The sequence below is a fragment of the Streptomyces sp. HNM0574 genome (assembly GCF_012726235.1).
GTDB lineage: Bacteria > Actinomycetota > Actinomycetes > Streptomycetales > Streptomycetaceae > Streptomyces.
This window is the reverse complement of sequence record NZ_JAASAH010000008.1, coordinates 80,422-97,061: the sequence shown is the minus strand read 5'-3', so window position 1 is coordinate 97,061 and position 16,640 is coordinate 80,422. Positions and strand designations below refer to the sequence as shown.

General features: G+C 71.5%; 13 protein-coding genes. 8 read left to right on the top strand and 5 right to left on the bottom strand.

Features of this window, described 5'->3' with window-relative positions; all coding sequences use genetic code 11:
- The first annotated feature begins 234 nt into the window (after positions 1–234).
- Together HCC30_RS15980 and HCC30_RS15975 are read left to right on the top strand one after the other, a co-directional pair.
- Positions 235–2,136 (top strand): ABC transporter ATP-binding protein, encoded by a 1,902-nt coding sequence (locus HCC30_RS15980; protein ID WP_169443205.1) that lies wholly within the window; start codon positions 235–237, stop codon positions 2,134–2,136.
- Positions 2,133–3,953, top strand: a complete 1,821-nt coding sequence (locus HCC30_RS15975) for an ABC transporter ATP-binding protein (protein ID WP_169443204.1) — start codon at positions 2,133–2,135, stop codon at positions 3,951–3,953. The genes HCC30_RS15980 and HCC30_RS15975 overlap by 4 nt, the downstream gene beginning before the upstream one ends.
- Positions 3,954–3,965: 12 nt before the next feature.
- Here HCC30_RS15975 and HCC30_RS15970 read toward each other — a convergent pair whose 3' ends face one another.
- A complete protein-coding gene (locus HCC30_RS15970) occupies positions 3,966–4,760 on the bottom strand; it encodes a metal-dependent hydrolase (protein WP_169443203.1) in 795 nt (264 codons plus the stop codon).
- 246 nt (positions 4,761–5,006) lie between these two features.
- Between HCC30_RS15970 and HCC30_RS15965 the strand changes: the two genes are divergently transcribed.
- Both HCC30_RS15965 and tesB read left to right on the top strand, forming a co-directional pair.
- On the top strand, positions 5,007–7,526 hold the full coding sequence (locus HCC30_RS15965) for a DEAD/DEAH box helicase (RefSeq protein ID WP_169443202.1): 2,520 nt from the start codon (positions 5,007–5,009) through the stop codon (positions 7,524–7,526).
- Positions 7,527–7,599: 73 nt separating this feature from the next.
- Positions 7,600–8,466: an acyl-CoA thioesterase II gene (gene tesB / locus HCC30_RS15960; RefSeq protein WP_169443201.1), complete on the top strand. Its 867-nt coding sequence runs from the start codon at positions 7,600–7,602 to the stop codon at positions 8,464–8,466.
- Here tesB and HCC30_RS15955 read toward each other — a convergent pair.
- Both HCC30_RS15955 and HCC30_RS15950 read right to left on the bottom strand, forming a co-directional pair.
- Positions 8,447–9,475: a DUF6397 family protein gene (locus HCC30_RS15955; protein ID WP_169443200.1), complete on the bottom strand. Its 1,029-nt coding sequence runs from the start codon at positions 9,473–9,475 to the stop codon at positions 8,447–8,449. The genes tesB and HCC30_RS15955 overlap by 20 nt on opposite strands.
- A 169-nt stretch (positions 9,476–9,644) precedes the next feature.
- Positions 9,645–10,037 (bottom strand): roadblock/LC7 domain-containing protein, encoded by a 393-nt coding sequence (locus HCC30_RS15950; RefSeq protein WP_169443199.1) that lies wholly within the window; start codon positions 10,035–10,037, stop codon positions 9,645–9,647.
- A gap of 129 nt (positions 10,038–10,166) precedes the next feature.
- Between HCC30_RS15950 and HCC30_RS15945 the strand changes: the two genes are divergently transcribed.
- Positions 10,167–10,595: a PPOX class F420-dependent oxidoreductase gene (locus tag HCC30_RS15945; protein ID WP_169443198.1), complete on the top strand. Its 429-nt coding sequence runs from the start codon at positions 10,167–10,169 to the stop codon at positions 10,593–10,595.
- Between the two features lie 76 nt (positions 10,596–10,671).
- Positions 10,672–11,331: a methyltransferase domain-containing protein gene (locus HCC30_RS15940; RefSeq protein WP_169443197.1), complete on the top strand. Its 660-nt coding sequence runs from the start codon at positions 10,672–10,674 to the stop codon at positions 11,329–11,331.
- A gap of 32 nt (positions 11,332–11,363) precedes the next feature.
- Here HCC30_RS15940 and HCC30_RS15935 read toward each other — a convergent pair whose 3' ends face one another.
- Positions 11,364–12,281, bottom strand: coding sequence for an oxygenase MpaB family protein (locus HCC30_RS15935; RefSeq protein ID WP_169443196.1), 918 nt, complete (start codon positions 12,279–12,281; stop codon positions 11,364–11,366).
- A 96-nt stretch (positions 12,282–12,377) separates the two neighbouring features.
- On the opposite strand from HCC30_RS15935, the gene HCC30_RS15930 reads away from it, so the two are divergent.
- Complete coding sequence (locus tag HCC30_RS15930; RefSeq protein WP_169443195.1) at positions 12,378–13,163, top strand: hypothetical protein; 786 nt, start codon at positions 12,378–12,380, stop codon at positions 13,161–13,163.
- A 107-nt stretch (positions 13,164–13,270) separates the two neighbouring features.
- Here the strand turns inward: HCC30_RS15930 and HCC30_RS15925 are convergent, their stop codons facing one another.
- Positions 13,271–13,453, bottom strand: coding sequence for a hypothetical protein (locus tag HCC30_RS15925; protein WP_169443194.1), 183 nt, complete (start codon positions 13,451–13,453; stop codon positions 13,271–13,273).
- A 163-nt stretch (positions 13,454–13,616) separates the two neighbouring features.
- Between HCC30_RS15925 and HCC30_RS15920 the strand changes: the two genes are divergently transcribed.
- Positions 13,617–16,622, top strand: coding sequence for a DEAD/DEAH box helicase (locus tag HCC30_RS15920; RefSeq protein ID WP_346776651.1), 3,006 nt, complete (start codon positions 13,617–13,619; stop codon positions 16,620–16,622).
- The last annotated feature ends 18 nt before the right edge of the window (positions 16,623–16,640 follow it).

Below are 16,640 nucleotides of genomic sequence, written 5' to 3'. Positions count from 1 at the left end.
AAAACCCGTTGCTTTACGGATGGAATGCCGCAAGCCTTGCACGGTCAACGCGACGGCACACCGACCTGCCGACTCGCCGCCATCCGCCCTTCCTCAAGGCACCATTCGAGACTGCGACTTCAGCACGTCGAGGCTCGGGAACGCTGAGGGCCCGGAGCCTCCGCTTCCGGCCGCTCGCCTCCATCCGCCGCCACACCGTCCGCACCGTCGGTCCAACGAACAGCCTGGGACGCCATGCAGATCCGTGACCTTCCGTATGCCGACCCCGGTACGCCGGACGTCCGGTCCGGCTTCCGCTTCCTCCTGTGGCTCGGCCGCAGCCAGATCGGCGGCCAACTCCGCGCGCTCGCCTGGGGCGTCGTGCACATGGGATCCGTCGCCGCGCTGCCCGTCGCCGCGGGGATCGCCGTGGAGGCGGCGGTCGCCCGGTCCGGGACGCAGCTCGCCCGCGCCGGCCTGCTCCTCGCCGTGATCGCCGTGACGGTCTCGGTCGGCGACACGCTGCTGCACCGGGCCGCCATCACCAACTGGATCACCTCGGCGGCACGTACCCAACAGCTCCTGGCCCGGCGTACGGCCGCCCTCGGGGCCGCCCTGACGCGGCGGGTGGCCGCCGGTGAGGTCGTCGCCGTGTCGACGGGTGACATCGAGAAGATCGGCTGGTGCGTGGAGGCCACTTCACGCTTCAGTTCGGCGCTGCTGGTGACGCTCGGGGTGTGCGGCGGACTCGTGCTCTACCAGCCGCAGTTGGGCGTGCTGGTCTCCATCGGCGTGCTCGTCCTCGCGCTGTGCGTCCTGCCGCTGCTGCCGCCCGCGACCCGCCGCGCCGACACACAGCGGGACAAGGCGGGCCGGGCCACGGAACTGGCCGCCGACACCGTCGCGGGGCTCCGGGTGCTGCGCGGCATCGGCGGTGAGGAGCTGTTCCTCACCCGCTACCGGAACGCCTCGCAGGAGGTGCGGCGCGCGGCTGTGCGGACGGCGCGGATGTGGGCGCTCATCGCCGCCGTGCAGGTCGCCCTGCCCGGCCTCCTGCTGGTCGGCGTGGTGTGGCGCGGCACGGGGCTCGCACTCGCCGGAGAGATCGGAGTGGGCGAACTGGTCACCGTCTACGGCGCGGTGACCTTCCTGCTCTTCCCGCTGCGGATGTTCCAGGAGTTCGCCATGGCGTACTCCTTCTCCCGCCCCTCCGCCAAACGCGCCGCCCGCGTCCTCGCCCTCCGCCGTGAGACAGCCGGGGACAGCGGCACGGTTCGGACACCGGAACCGGCCTCCCCTCGTGCGGAGGAAGGGACACCGGCGCAGGTGCCCGAATCGGCCCTCCGCGGCGACCTGTTCGACCCGGCCAGCGGCCTGCTCGTCCCGGCCGGGACGCTCACCGCCGTGGTCTGCGGCGACCCCGACACCGCCGGAACGCTCGCCGAGCGGCTCGGCGGCCACCCTCCCGGCGGGAACGACGAGGAGTCGGTGCGGCTGGGCCACGTACCGCTCGACGCCGTGACGCTGGACGCCGCGCGCAGCGCCGTACTCGTCCAGGACAAGGACCCCGTGCTGCTCTCCGGCACGTTGGGCGAGCTGCTGGACGTCCCCACGTCCGGTGCGGTGACGAGGGAGCGGGCGCTGGAGGCAGCGCAGTGCGACGACGTCCTGCAGGCCCTGCTGCAGGGCAGCCCCGACGCTGCGGGCGATCCGCTCGCCGCGCGCATCACGGAGCGCGGGCGCTCACTGTCGGGCGGCCAGCGTCAACGGCTGTCCCTGGCACGGTCGTTGATCACCGACCCACCCGTCCTGGTGCTCGACGAGCCGACGTCCGCCGTGGACACGCACACCGAGGCACGCATCGCACGGTCCGTGGAGCGGCTGCGCGAGGGGCGCACCACCGTGGTCATCACCTCCAGTCCGCTGCTGCTGGCCCGCGCCCAGCACGTCGTGTTCCTCCCGGACGGCAAGGCGACGGCTTCGGGTACGCACCGGGAACTGCTGGAGTCCGACGGCGCCTACCGCGCCGCCGTCACCCGCGACGCCACCTCGTCCGCGCCGTCCCGCATCAACGGAGACCCGCAACAACATCGGGACGGCGAGAGCGCGGGCGCCCCGCGCGGGGCCGGCGAAGGAGAAGGAGCAGTGAGCACATGAGGTCCGGCACCGGCCGCCGCATCGGCCTCAGCCCGCCCGCATACGATCCGGCCGCCCCGGAGGACGTCACCATCCTGCCCGTCGGCAGGCCCGCGACCGTACGCGCCTACGTGCGGGAGCTGCTGCGGCGTCACCGCAGGGCGTTCCTGACGCTCATCACGGTCAACACCCTCGCCGTCACGGCCTCGATGGTCGGCCCGTACCTGCTGGGCCACGTCGTCGACGAACTGGCCTCGGGCGAGCGTGACGACCTCCATCTCGGGCGTACCGTCGCGGTGTTCGTGGTCGCCCTCACCGTCCAGACGGTGTTCGTGCGGGAGGTGCGGCTGCGCGGGGCCATGCTGGGTGAGCAGATGCTGGCGGACCTGCGGGAGGACTTCCTCGTACGCTCCGTGGGGCTGCCGCCCGGCGTGCTGGAGCGCGCCGGGACGGGCGACCTGCTGTCCCGCATCACCACCGACATCGACCGCCTCGCCTCCGCCATGCGCGAGGCCGTGCCGCAGCTGTCGATCGGCGTGGTGTGGGCGGCGCTGCTGCTCGGGGCCCTGGGGGTGACCGCTCCCCCGCTGCTGCTGGTCGCGCTGATCGCCGCACCGGTGCTGCTCGTCGGCTGCGTCTGGTACTACCGCCGCGCGCCTGCCTCGTACCGCTCGGAGGCCGCCGGTTACGCCGCTGTCGCCGCCGCGCTGGCGGAGACGGTGGACGCGGGACGCACCGTGGAGGCGCACCGCCTCGGCGGGCGGCGCGTCGACCTGTCGGAGCGGCGCATCCGGGAGTGGACGGCATGGGAGCGCTACACGCTGTACCTCCGCTCGGTCCTCTTCCCCGTCATCAACGTCTCCAACGTCCTGATCATCGGGGTCGTGCTGATGGCCGGCGGCTACTTCGTCAGCCGGGGCTGGATCGGCGTCGGCCAGCTGACGACGGGCGCGCTGCTGGCCCAGATGCTCGTCGACCCGGTCGGGCTCATCCTGCGCTGGTACGACGAGCTCCAGACCGCCCATGTGTCGCTGGCCCGGCTGGTGGGCGTCCGCGAGATCGCGGTCGATGCGGGCGACGGTTCCGTCTCCCCCGAGGGGCGGGACGTGGCCGCCGACGACGTGCGGTTCGGCTACTACGCCGGCAGCGACGTGCTGCACGGCGTGACGATGAGCGTGCCGACGGGAACCCGCGTCGCGCTCGTCGGCCCCTCGGGCGCGGGAAAGTCCACCCTGGGCAGGCTGCTCGCCGGGATCTACGGGCCACGCACGGGCGAGGTCACCCTCGGCGGAGCCGAACTCGCCCGCATGCCCGCCGAGTCGGTGCGCCGGCACGTCGCGCTCGTCAACCAGGAGCACCACGTCTTCGTCGGCTCCCTGCGTGACAACCTGCTGCTCGCCCGCACCGACGCGGACGACGCCCAGCTCCGGGAGGCGCTGCGCGCCGTCGACGCCGACCGCTGGGCGGACGCCCTGGACGACGGGCTGGACACCGAGGTCGGCTCCGGCGGGCTCGCCGTCACGCCCGCGCAGGCCCAACAGATCGCGCTGGCCCGGCTGGTGCTGGCGGACCCGCACACCCTGGTGCTCGACGAGGCGACCTCGCTGCTGGACCCGCGGGCGGCCCGCGACCTGGAACGCTCCCTGGCCCAGGTGCTGGAGGGCCGCACCGTCGTCGCCATCGCGCACCGTCTGCACACCGCGCACGACGCCGACGTGATCGCCGTCGTGGAGGACGGACGGATCAGCGAGCTCGGCCCGCACGACACGCTCGTCGCGGCGGGCGGCCCGTACTCCGCGCTCTGGCACTCGTGGCACGGCTCACGCACCCCGGAGTGACCGGGGCGGGAGTCAGCCGAAGAGGCCGAGCGCCACCAGGCCGCCCGCGCCGCCGAGCACCATGAACAGCGGCATGAGCACCTTGGTCTCCACCTTCGCCCCCGCCCGGAAGCGCATGAACCGGGGCGTGCCCAGCGGGTACCAGCGCTTGCCCGCTATCGGCAGCGGCCAGAGGATCGGGCAGCCGGAGATGGTGAGGGCGTCGCCGATGCTGTGCACCAGCGCCCCGAGCACGATCGGCAGCCCGAGCCACATGTACTCCTGGCCCTCACCGGTGAAGAGCCAGTTCGACCCGTTCCCCGGCTGGTCCATCACCCCGGCGAGGATCCACGCCGTCGCCGCTCCCAGCAGCCAGACGAGGACGTCGCTGGAGACGCGGGCGGCTCGCCACAGGAGCCCTTCGACGGCCAGCACCATGTGGATGAAGAGGATCACCAGCACCGCCCACCTGTCGCCCAGGACGGCGGCGGCGGAGAAGCCGGCGCCGACGGCCACGGCCCAGGGCGCGGTGTGGGTGAGGGTGCGGTGCCCGCCGTTGCGGCGGCGTTCGCCCTTGGCGCGGGTGGCGTTGTAGACGGCCTCGGACAGCTTGTCGATCACCCCGCACAGCCCTCGGGAGATCGGGCCGAAGGCCCGGGAGATGGTCGCCGACTTCTGGTCGAGGTCGGGCGCCAGCGCGGCCCCCGAGCAGATCAGCGCGCCGACGACGAGCACGGGCCAGGGCATCGGGTGATCCAGTGCCTGCGCGGCTGCACCCACCCCCAGCCAGGCCGCTGCCCCGGACAGCGAATGCGCCGGTCCCATCATGGTCGTACCCCACCCTTGTTGTCGCTCTTGGTGCCGTGGTCCTTCCGGCACCGTCGTCCCGTACCGCGTCCGGGCTCCGCCGCTCAGCGGCCTTGGCCGCCGGGGCAGTTGGCCCGGGTGTCCTCATGTCGCGGGCCGACGGGCCTGCGGCTTCTGACGACCGGTCGGCGACACAGCGTAGCGTCCGGTGATCACGGCAGACCCACCGGTTCCGTGATCGCGAGGCCGGGAAGGCAGTATGGGGGTGTGACAGCCACCCTCATCGACCAGATCCCGAGCACCCCCGACCCCGACGCCCTCTTCGAGAAGTTCTCCGGGTGGGCCGAGGAGAGGGGCATCACGCTCTATCCCGCCCAGGAAGAAGCCTTGATCGAGGTGGTCTCCGGGGCGAACGTCGTCCTGTCGACCCCCACCGGGTCCGGGAAGAGTCTGGTCGCCGCGGGGGCGCACTTCGCCGCGCTGGCCCGCGACGAGGTGACCTTCTACACCGCTCCGATCAAGGCGCTGGTCTCGGAGAAGTTCTTCGACCTGTGCAAGATCTTCGGCACGGAGAACGTCGGCATGCTGACCGGCGACGCCTCGGTCAACGCGGACGCGCCCGTGATCTGCTGCACGGCGGAGGTGCTGGCGTCCATCGCGCTGCGGGACGGCGCGAACGCCGACATCGGCCAGGTCGTGATGGACGAGTTCCACTTCTACGCCGAGCCGGACCGCGGCTGGGCCTGGCAGATTCCGCTTCTGGAGCTGCCGCAGGCCCAGTTCGTGCTGATGTCGGCCACGCTGGGCGACGTCAGCCGCTTCGAGAAGGACCTCAGCCGGCGCACCGGGCGCGAGACGGCCGTCGTCCGCTCGGCCACCCGACCGGTGCCGCTCTCGTACGAGTACCGCACCACCTCGCTGACGGAGACGCTGACCGAGCTGCTGGAGACGCGGCAGGCGCCGGTGTACATCGTGCACTTCACGCAGGCGCAGGCGGTGGAGCGGGCGCAGGCGCTGATGAGCATCAACATGTGCTCGCGGGCGGAGAAGGACGAGATCGCCAAGATCATCGGTGACTTCCGCTTCACGACGAAGTTCGGCCGCAACCTCTCCCGGTACGTGCGGCACGGCATCGGCGTCCACCACGCGGGCATGCTGCCGAAGTACCGGCGGCTGGTGGAACGGCTGGCGCAGGCCGGCCTGCTGAAGGTGATCTGCGGTACCGACACCCTCGGCGTCGGCGTCAACGTGCCCATCCGCACGGTGCTGTTCACCGCGCTCACCAAGTACGACGGCAGCCGCGTCCGCACCCTGCGCGCGCGGGAGTTCCACCAGATCGCGGGGCGTGCGGGCCGTGCCGGCTTCGACACCTCCGGGTTCGTCGTGGCGCAGGCGCCGGAGCACGTGATCGAGAACGAGAAGGCGCTGGCGAAGGCGGGCGACGACCCGAAGAAGCGCCGGAAGGTGACACGGAAGAAGGCCCCCGAGGGGTTCGTGGGCTGGAGCCAGCAGACCTTCGAGAAGCTGATCGCCTCCGAACCCGAGCCACTGGTCTCCCGGTTCCGGGTGACGCACGCGATGCTGCTGTCGGTGATCGCGCGGCCCGGTGACGCCTTCAGCGCCATGCGGAAGCTGCTGGAGGACAACCACGAGGACCGCAAGTCCCAGCTGCGGCACATCCGCCGGGCCATCGCCATCTACCGGTCGCTGGTGGACGGCGGGATCGTCGAGAAGCTGGACGAGCCGGACGCGGAGGGCCGCACCATCCGCCTGACGGTCGACCTCCAGCAGGACTTCGCCCTGAACCAGCCGCTGTCCACCTTCGCGCTGGCGGCGTTCGAGCTGCTGGACCCCGAATCCCCGGGCTACGCGCTGGACATGACCTCGGTCGTCGAGTCGACGCTGGACGACCCGCGGCAGATCCTGGCCGCGCAGATGAACAAGGCCAAGGGCGAGGCCGTCGCCGAGATGAAGGCCGACGGCGTCGAGTACGAGGACCGCATGGAACGGCTGATGGACATCAGCTATCCGCAGCCGCTGGAGGAGCTGCTGTTCCACGCGTACGGCCTCTACCGGAAGTCGCACCCCTGGGTGGGCGACCATCCGCTGTCCCCCAAGTCCGTCGTGCGGGACATGTACGAACGGGCCATGACGTTCAGCGAGTTCGTCTCCTTCTACGAGCTCGCCCGCACCGAGGGCATCGTGCTGCGCTACCTCGCGAGCGCGTACAAGGCACTGGAGCACACGGTGCCCGACGACCTGAAGTCCGAGGACTTCCAGGACATCATCGAGTGGCTGGGCGAGATGGTCCGCCAGGTCGACTCGAGCCTCCTCGACGAGTGGGAGCAGCTGGCCAACCCCGAGGACGAGAGCGCCGAGGAGGCCCAGGAGCGCGCCGACCACGTCCGGCCCGTCACGGCCAACTCCCGGGCGTTCCGGGTGCTGGTGCGCAACGCGATGTTCCGCCGGGTCGAGCTGGCCGCGCTGGACAAGGTGGGCGAGCTCGGCGAGCTGGACGCCGAGTCCGGCTGGGACGAGGACGCCTGGGGCGAGGCGATGGACGCGTACTGGGAGGAGTACGAGGAGCTGGGCACCGGCCCCGACGCGCGTGGCCCGAAGCTGCTGCAGATCGAGGAGCTGCCCGAGGACGGGCTCTGGCGCGTCCGTCAGACATTCGCGGACCCGAACGGCGACCATGACTGGGGAATCTCCGCCGAGGTCGACCTCACCGCCTCCGACGAAGAGGGCCGGGCCGTGATCAAGGTGACCGACGTCGGCCAGATGTGAGCACCCGCGCGGCCCCGGCCGCGCACGCCGGCGGAGCCGGGACAGCCATGACCACCGTGAAGGAGCGCCTGCCGTGACCAGCCCAGCCGAACGGCTCGTGGATCTGCTCGACCTGGAGCAGATCGAGGTGAACATTTTCCGGGGACGCAGTCCGCAGGAGTCCCTCCAGCGGGTCTTCGGCGGGCAGGTGGCCGGGCAGGCGCTCGTCGCGGCGGGGCGCACGACGGAGGCCGGGCGCCCGGTGCACTCGCTGCACTCGTACTTCCTGCGGCCCGGCATCCCGGGGGTGCCGATCGTGTACCAGGTCGAACGGGTGCGGGACGGGCGGTCGTTCACCACCCGGCGGGTGACGGCCGTCCAGGAAGGCCGGACGATCTTCAATCTGACTGCCTCCTTCCATCAGCCGGAGTCCGGTTTCGAACATCAGGTGCGGATGCCGGACGTACCCGCTCCGGAGAGCCTGCCGAGCCTGCCCGACGAGCTCCGCAGCCATCTCGGTGAACTGCCGGAGTCCCTGGAGCGGATGGAGCGCCGCATGGCGTTCGACATCCGCTATGTGGAGCGGCTCAAGTGGAGCGAGGAGGAACTGCGCGACGTGGAGCCGCGCAGCGGTGTGTGGATGCGGGTCACCGGCTCGCTCGGCGACGACCCGCTGGTGCACACCTGCGCCCTCACTTACGCGAGCGACATGACGTTGCTGGACGCGGTGCGTATCCCCGTCGAGCCGCTGTGGGGCGAGCGCGGTTTCGACATGGCCTCCCTCGATCACGCGATGTGGTTCCACCGTCCGTTCCGGGCCGACGAGTGGTTCCTGTACCAGCAGGAATCGCCCATCGCCACGGGTGCGCGCGGGCTGGCGCGCGGGCAGATCTTCGACCGTCAGGGCCGTCTGATCGTGTCCGTCATGCAGGAAGGGCTGTTCAGGGCGTTGAACGGCTGAGCCGTGCGAGGCGTGCGGCCGGTCCGTTGCCCGCTGCGGCGGCCCTGCGGGCGCCGCGCAGCCGGTCGTACCAGCGTCGGGCCCGCCTGCGGGGGCGGTGCGCGGACGAGCGTGTGCGGCCGTCGACCGGGCGGGCTTCCGTTGCGGGGCCGCCGGTCGCCGTGCGGGACCGCGTCCCGGCTCCGGTTCCGGCCGGCTCGGGCCCGGACTCCCCGTTCATCCCCGGCACCGATGTGGTCAGCGGGGTGAACGGGTCGAATGCCGTGCCGGCGAGGTCTGCGGCGCGGGCCTCCTCGAGTTCGGCCGTCAACAGCAGTCGGCTGCAGAAGATTTCGTCCTCCTCGGAGGCGCGGCAGATCACCGCCGCGGCCCGCCGGGTGGGCTCCGCCCCCTCCGGAACGGTTACCAGCGGCGGCCGCAGCGAGAGCAGCCGCACCCGCTCCTCCGCGACGGGGACGGCCTGCTGCAGCGCCTCGTCGTCGAGCACGGCGGCACGGGCGGCGGCCCGCTCCCACGGGCCGACGGCCTCGCGGACAAGTTGGCCGACGCGGCGGTTCCGCCACTCCCTGGCGCGGTAGTCGGCGCCCTCGGCGAGCAGGACCCGCAGCCCGGTGGGCGTCCTGCCGCTGAGCAGTTCGGGCCTGCGGGCGGCGAACTCCCGCAGCTCCGAGACGAGATAGAGCCAGACGGTGCTGCCGTAACGGTTGACGTAGAACCGGGCGGGGCTGAAGCAACCGCCCCGGGCGAGGCGGAGGAACCGGGCCGGTGCGATGCCCAGCAGCTCCGCGCCTCCCTTCGTGGTCACCGTCCGGACCCGTTCCCGCAGGCCGTCGGCCCGTCCCGGGATCTGTTTGAGCCTGTCGAGCTCCGCGCGCGGCATCACCCTGCGGGCTTCGCCCTCGCGGCCCGGCACCGTGTGCACCTCGCCCTCCCGCACGGCGAGTTCCAACTCCTTCGGCTTGAGGCCGAGTTCCCTGGCTGCCCTGGCCATCGCGACGTTCTTCCCCATACGGTCGCCCCCGTCATCACTCGCTGCGTTCCCACTACGGTGAATCATGACGATAGCGACAGATCAAGATTTTCTCTGCCCCTGTGGATAACTCTCGAAACCGCAGGTCAGAGGCGTACGGGCGGCAACTCGGCCGACCGGCACGACAGTTCGGGAGGCGAGCCGGCGCCTACTGCGTATTGCGCGCGGACAGGCCGAGGTGTTCGCCGACCCGGTTCAGCAGCAGCGTCATCTCGTAGGCCACGTGCCCCATGTCGGCGTCCGGCCCCGTCAGCACGCACAGGCAGCTTCCGTCGCCCGCGGCCGTCACGAACAGCACGCCTTCCTCGAACTCGATCATCGTCTGTCTGACCTGTCCGGCGGAGAAATGCGTACCGGAGCCCTTGGCGAGGCTGTGCAGACCGGAGGCGACGGCTGCGAGGTGCTCCGCGTCCTGCCGTTCGATGGTCTGGCTCTTGGCCGTGACAAGTCCGTCGGTGGAGAGAATCAGCCCGTGCCGTACGGAAGAGAGCCGCTGGGTGAGATCGTCCAGCAGCCAGTCGAGCTCTGTGTTCAGTGCCATCCCCGTGTCCCCCTTCTCCTCGGCACCTGCCGTGCCACCCTTACCCATGACAGTGCGGTGAGCAACCATCAGCCGGACACCAGGCGTTCAAGCCGAGCAAACCAGACAGCTCGGCGCCAGGATGGGCGCATGGCAGAGAAGATGAGCAAACAGGAGTGGCAGACGTTCGTCTCCCAGGGCACCCGCACCGGCAAGCTGGCGACGGTACGCGCCGACGGCCGGCCGCACGTCGCCCCGGTCTGGTTCGTACTGGACGGAGACGACCTGGTGTTCAACACCGGCGCGAACACCGTGAAGGGCAGGAATCTCGCCAGGGACGGCCACATCGCCCTGTGCGTGGACGACGAGAAGCCACCCTTCGGGTTCGTCGTCCTCGAGGGCCGGGCACGGATGAGTGACGACCTGAACGAGGGGCAGTTCTGGGCCACCCGGATCGCGGCCAGGTACATGGGCGAGGACAAGGCGGAGGAGTACGGAGCCCGCAACGCCGTCCCCGGAGAAGTCCTCGTCAGGGTGGCTGTCGACAAGGTCGTCGCACTGTCCGACGTCGCCGACTGAGACGTACGGGGCGAGCGGTGCACGGTCCCCGGCCGCACAGTGCACCGTTCGCCCGGCGAATGGCGAGAATGGATGCATGCCTCACGACGCGACGCACGCCCCGGACGCCGCCCAGCCCCGTCCGGACCGGAACGAGTCCAACGACCCGGACAGTGTGCGGGAGTTCTTCGCCGCCCGTGCAGACCGCTGGGACGAGAAGTTCCCCGAGGACGGGCCGGCCTTCGAGGCGGCCGTCGCCGAAATGGGGCTCCGCCCCGGTGACACGGTCCTCGACGCGGGCTGCGGGACAGGGCGGGCCCTGGCCGCGCTCCGGGCGGCAGTCGGTGCCGAAGGCACCGTGCTGGGAGTGGACCTCACGCCGGAGATGATCGACACGGCGGTCCGAAAAGGACGGCAGCGGGACGCCGGGCTGACCGTCGCCGACGTCTCCCGGCTGCCGGTATGCGACGGCGCCCTCGACGCGGTCTTCGGGGCGGGGCTGATCTCCCATCTGCCCGGCCCGGAGGCCGGCTTGCGCGAACTCGCCAGGACAGTGCGGCCCGACGGGCAGCTCGCGCTGTTCCATCCCATCGGCCGTGCCGCGCTCGCCGCCCGGCACGGGCGGCAGCCGGCTCCGGACGACCTGCGCGCGGAGCCCAACCTGGGCCCGCTGCTTGCCCGTACGGGCTGGCGCCTGACGTCCTTCACCGACGAACCGGACCGCTATCTGGCCCTGGCGGTACGCACCACGGACTGACGCGCCGGATCCCCGCGCCGCCCCGGCGGCCCTCAGTCCTGGGCGGTGTCGCGAGTTCCGTGCGGCACGGGACAGCCGGACACGCGCGGGCCCGAAGTGCCGGGGAACGTACCGAGATCGGCGACGTCGTAGCCGACCGGATAGCCCGGGTACCCCTTGATCTCGGGGTTCTGCCGCGCGTAGTGCGGGGTGCTTCGCGGCGGCATCAGGCGCACCGCCCGGCCGCGCAGGCGCAGGGCTCCGCGTGCCAGCGCGCGCACCGCCGGCCGTGGCTGCTCGAAACGGAACGCACGCAGCAGGGAGTCGTCCAGCAGGGCCTTGCTGGCGCTTCGCACCGCAGGGGCGAGCGGCGCCGGATACCAGGACGCCATGAGGTCCAGGGTGGAGTCGGCGACCTTCCGTCCACCCTCGTCCCAGTCGAAATGGGCGTCCTCGTAGTCGTCCAGGCATTTCTCGAACTCGGCGTAGTTCCGGGGCAGTTCACGGATGCCCATGTGCTGGCCGAGAGTGCGGTAGTAGACCGCGCTCGCATGCAGTTCGTGCTCGGACATGCGGCGCCAGCCGTACACGTCCAGCCAGCGCTTCGGGGAGACGACAAAGGTGCACAGGACGTAGCGCATCTCCTCGTTGGAGATGTCGTAACTGCGGTGCATCTGGTTCATGCGGCGGATCGCCGTGCGCCCGTCCCGGGAGTCGAATCCGTGCTCCACCACCGCGTCCAGCAGGAGGGCCGTGTCGTCGTACCGCTTCTGCGTACGGTCCGTCAGTTCCGCCGTCTCCGCGAGGAGTCGGCCGATGCTGGGAACGGCGTAGGTGCGATAGAGGGCGAGTTCCAGGGCGCGGGCGAAGTCCCACGGGAACTCGTAGACCGCCGTTAAGCGGTAGATCTCCAGGAAGTCCTCTTCCGGGTCGAGTTGGAGAATCTTCTGAAGCCGATCGAAACGCCGCACGTCGCGTCCTTTCCCTGATGCTGACCAAACCGCTCTGTCCGTCCGCCGATTCTAGAGTTAGGGTTCCCCGGACAACTGGCCGAGAGGGGAGACAGGGTGACCGCCGAGGACGACGATGCGCTGTATGTGCTGACGGCAGTGCTGCTCACTCCCGCTCAGTTCCCGAGCGTGCTCGGCGACGACTACCCGGAGGCCTGCGCCGCCCTCGGCCTGGAGCCGTACGCCGAGGGCTACGGCCTGGTGCTTGGGCAGGACGGGACGGGCGCCCGCTGGACGGTGGCCACGGACGACGTGACGCTGGTGGCCTGTGCGATCGCCGCCTGGGACTGCGGCATGGAATACGACCTCTCGCCCGGCGACAGTTCCATCGCCGCGGCGCTTCCCGGCTGGCCTCTGGTGCTGGCCGTGTCGGCCCCGGGCGTCCCCGCCCCGCACGACCCCGAGCCCGAGCCCGGCCAGGAAGCCGGGCACGCCCCTCTGGTGCCGCCGGACACGGAGCACTGGGGGCCGGCGCAGCGGCGCATGGGCGCCGACGAGATCGCGCTCCAGTGGGCCGCGTGGCGTGAACAGGTCGACGGCGACGTGGAGTTCGTCGAGCCGGGTCAGGAGCCGAACAGCGGCATCCGGAAGGCGCTGGCGGACATGCGCGCGTACGTCGACCGGCCTCCGCCCCCCGGGCGCATACGGTCCGCCTTCGCCTCGGGCGAGGCCCGTGCGCTGCGGGTGGACGGGCCGGGCTGGAGCATGGTGGCCCGCACCGACGACATCGCTTTCCTGTTGCTCGACGACGAACCGGGCGAGGTACTGCCGGTGGGCCGCGGCCCGGAGCTGCCCGGTCTGCTGAAGGCTCTCGACGACATCGCCGTCCGGCCGGCGGCCTGAGCGTCCCTACGGCGGCACCGCTCGGAGCCGGGCCGGGATCCTGCTCCCGAACGCAGCCGATGGAGGGGCCCGCCGGACATCCGGCGGGCCCCTCCATCGCTTGTACTTCAGCTGCCGATCTCCTTGCGCGTCACCCGGCGCAGCCGCTTGCGCTGGGAGGGGTCCAGCGCAAGGTAGGCGATCGCGGGAACGCCGACGATCACCAGGAGTGCGATCCAGAACGAGGTGAGCCACCACAGCAGCAGCCCCACGGCCACACCGCCTACGGCGATCTTGCCTCTGTTGGTCATTTCCCATCCCTCCTCAGGGCGGCAGGGCTGCCACACATCTGCCGCTTTCTCCATTGAACGCCTCTTTCCAGGCTGAGGTTCCACAACTGTTTCCGGAAGAGGTCCGGCGTCGGGTACCCTCGGCGACCCGCCAGAGTAGTCAAATTTGAGGAATGCCAGCATCGTGGCACAGCCCGTGGCTCCGTCCGCCCCCGTTCCCTCCCCTCCTTTCTCCTCGGCCCACCTCCACGACCTCACCTCCTGCCACGCCGTCCTCCTCCCCGGCGACCCGCCCCGCACCGCCCGCATCGCCTTCTGGCACACCCACGGAACCCCGCCACTCCCCGGCGGCGCCGATTTCGTGACACTGACCGTCGCGCTGCCGGACGTCTCGGGGGACATACGAGCGCGGGAGGTGCCCGCCCTGTCGCTGCCCGTGCGCGACGCCCTGCCCGTCCTCACCCGCGCACGCGCCCGGACCGCGGGACGGAGCGGCGACGACACGGAACCAGCCTCCTCGTCGGCCGAGTTCTGGGGAGCCGCGACGCTGCTCGCCCTCCATCTGGCGGCACGCGGGCGGCTGCTGCCCGGGCTGAGCCCGTCCGGTCACGACGCGTGGCGGCTCGGCCCGCTGGACGCCGAGGACCACGAGCGGATCGGTCTGCTCGTCGCCGCCATGCCACCGCACGCGCACGCCACACCGCTCGCGGAAGGAGCGGAGACGCTGCGGCTGCCCGCGCCCGACCACCTGCTGCGCGCATTCCTCGACAGCGTCGCCGACACCCTGCCCCGCACCCCCGCCGCACCACTCGCTGCGGGCTGCGACGCGTTCACCGCCGAGGCGCCCCAGCACGTGCCGCACCTGCGCGACTGGACGGCCGAGGTCGCCGCCGGCCACGACGCGGGGGTCCGGCTGTCCCTCCGTGTGGAGATCACCGGACTGCCGGACGGCGGCGGAACGGAGGACGTCGACGCCGCCCCGGAGGGTGCTCCGCGCTTCCGTGGGGTGCTCCAGCTGCACAGCATGTCGGATCCCGCTCTGGTGGCGGACGCGGCGGACGTCTGGTCGGGAGCGTCGCGGGCGGCGGCGGACTTCGGGCCGCGGGCCCGCCAGGACCTGCTGCTCACCCTCCGTCGCGCGGCCGCCGCCTGGACACCGCTGGAACCGCTGCTGTCCGCCGCGGTACCGGACGCGCTCGAACTCGCCGACGAGGAAATCGGCGAGCTGCTGAGCACGCCCGTCGCCCGCGCCCTGGAAGCCGCCGGCGTACAGGTGCACTGGCCGAAGGCGCTCGCCAGAACGCTCACCACCCGGGCCGTCATCACCCCGGACGGAGAGCCGCTTCGCGGCGACGGAATGGAGCACGGCACCGCAGCCTGGGCCGAGGAGGATTCGGGGCTGCCGTCGTTCCTCGGACCCGACGCCCTGCTGACGTTCGACTGGCGCTTCGCCCTGGGCGACGCGGAGCTCAGCCGGGCCGAACTCGACCAGCTCGCCGAGTCCGGACGCCCGCTGGTGCGCCTCCGCGGCCAGTGGATGCTCGTCGACCCGGCGGCCCTGCGCAGGGCGCACCGCCGGGCCGGCCGGAAAGTGACGCCCCTGACCGCCCTCGGCACGGTCCTCATGGGGAAGGCGGAGGACGACGGTGAGCAGGTGGAGGTCCACGCGGGCGGAGGCCTGGAGCGCCTGCGCGCGTACCTGGCCGAGCCCGAGGACGGCCGACACCCGCTCCTGACCGAGCCGGAGGGCCTGGCCGCCTCCCTGCGGGACTACCAACTGCGGGGACTGGCCTGGCTGGACCGGATGACCTCGCTCGGTCTCGGCGGCTGCCTCGCCGACGACATGGGGCTCGGCAAGACGGTGACCCTGATCGCCCTCCATCTGCACCGGCAACAGCGGCCCCAGACCGCAGGCCCCACCCTCGTCGTCTGCCCCACGTCCCTGATGGGCAACTGGCAGCGCGAGATCGAGCGCTTCGCACCCGGTGTTCCCGTACGCCGGTACCACGGCGGAGCGCGCAGCCTGGAGGGGCTGGGGGACGGCGAGTTCGTGCTCACCACCTACGGGACGATGCGGCTCGACGCGCAGCGGCTGGCCTCGCTTCCCGCTCCGTCGTGGGGTCTGGTCGTCACGGACGAGGCGCAGCACGTCAAGAACTCCTTCTCGGCGACGGCGAAGGCACTGCGCACCGTTCCCGCGCGTGCGCGGGTGGCCCTCACCGGGACGCCGGTGGAGAACAACCTCTCCGAACTGTGGTCCCTTCTCGACTGGTGCACCCCCGGGCTCCTGGGACGGCTGGGCACCTTCCGCCGCCTGCACGCCGACGCGGTGGAGGGCGGCGACCCCGCCGCGACGGAACGGCTGTCCGCCCTCGTCCGCCCCTTCCTGCTCCGGCGCCGCAAGACGGACCCCGGCATCGCCCCCGAGCTCCCGGCGAAGACGGAGACCGACCGTGCGGTGTCCCTCACGGCGGAACAGGCGGGACTGTACGAGGCGGTGGTACGCGAAGGACTGGACGAGGTGTCGGGCACGGACGGCTTCGCACGGCGCGGTCTGGTCGTCCGGCTGCTCACGTCCCTCAAGCAGATCTGCAACCATCCCGCGCAGTACCTCAAGGAGGAACACCCACGTCTCCCCGGCCGGTCCGGGAAACTGGAGCTCCTGGACGAGCTGCTCGACACCGTGCTCACCGAGCACGGGGACGGGGCCGCTCCCCCGGGAGTGCTCGTCTTCACGCAGTACGTGCAGATGGCGCGGCTTCTAGAGCAGCATCTGGCGTCCCGTGGCATTCCCTCACAGTTGCTGCACGGCGGGACGCCCGTGGCGCAGCGCGAGGACATGGTGCGCCGTTTCCAGGACGGTGAAGTGCCGGTCTTCCTGCTGTCGTTGAAGGCCGCGGGCACGGGCCTGAACCTGACCCGCGCCGAGCACGTCGTCCACTACGACCGCTGGTGGAACCCCGCCGTCGAGGCCCAGGCCACGGACCGCGCGTACCGCATCGGCCAGACCAGGCCCGTACAGGTGCACCGTCTGATCGCCGAGGGGACGTTGGAGGACCGGATCGCGGAGATGCTGGCACGCAAGCAGGAGCTGGCCGACGCCGTCCTCGGTTCCGGCGAGTCCGCACTGACCGAACTGACCGACAACGAACTGGCCGGCCTCGTCGCACTCCGGGGGAACGACCGATGACACAGCGGGACGGAAACA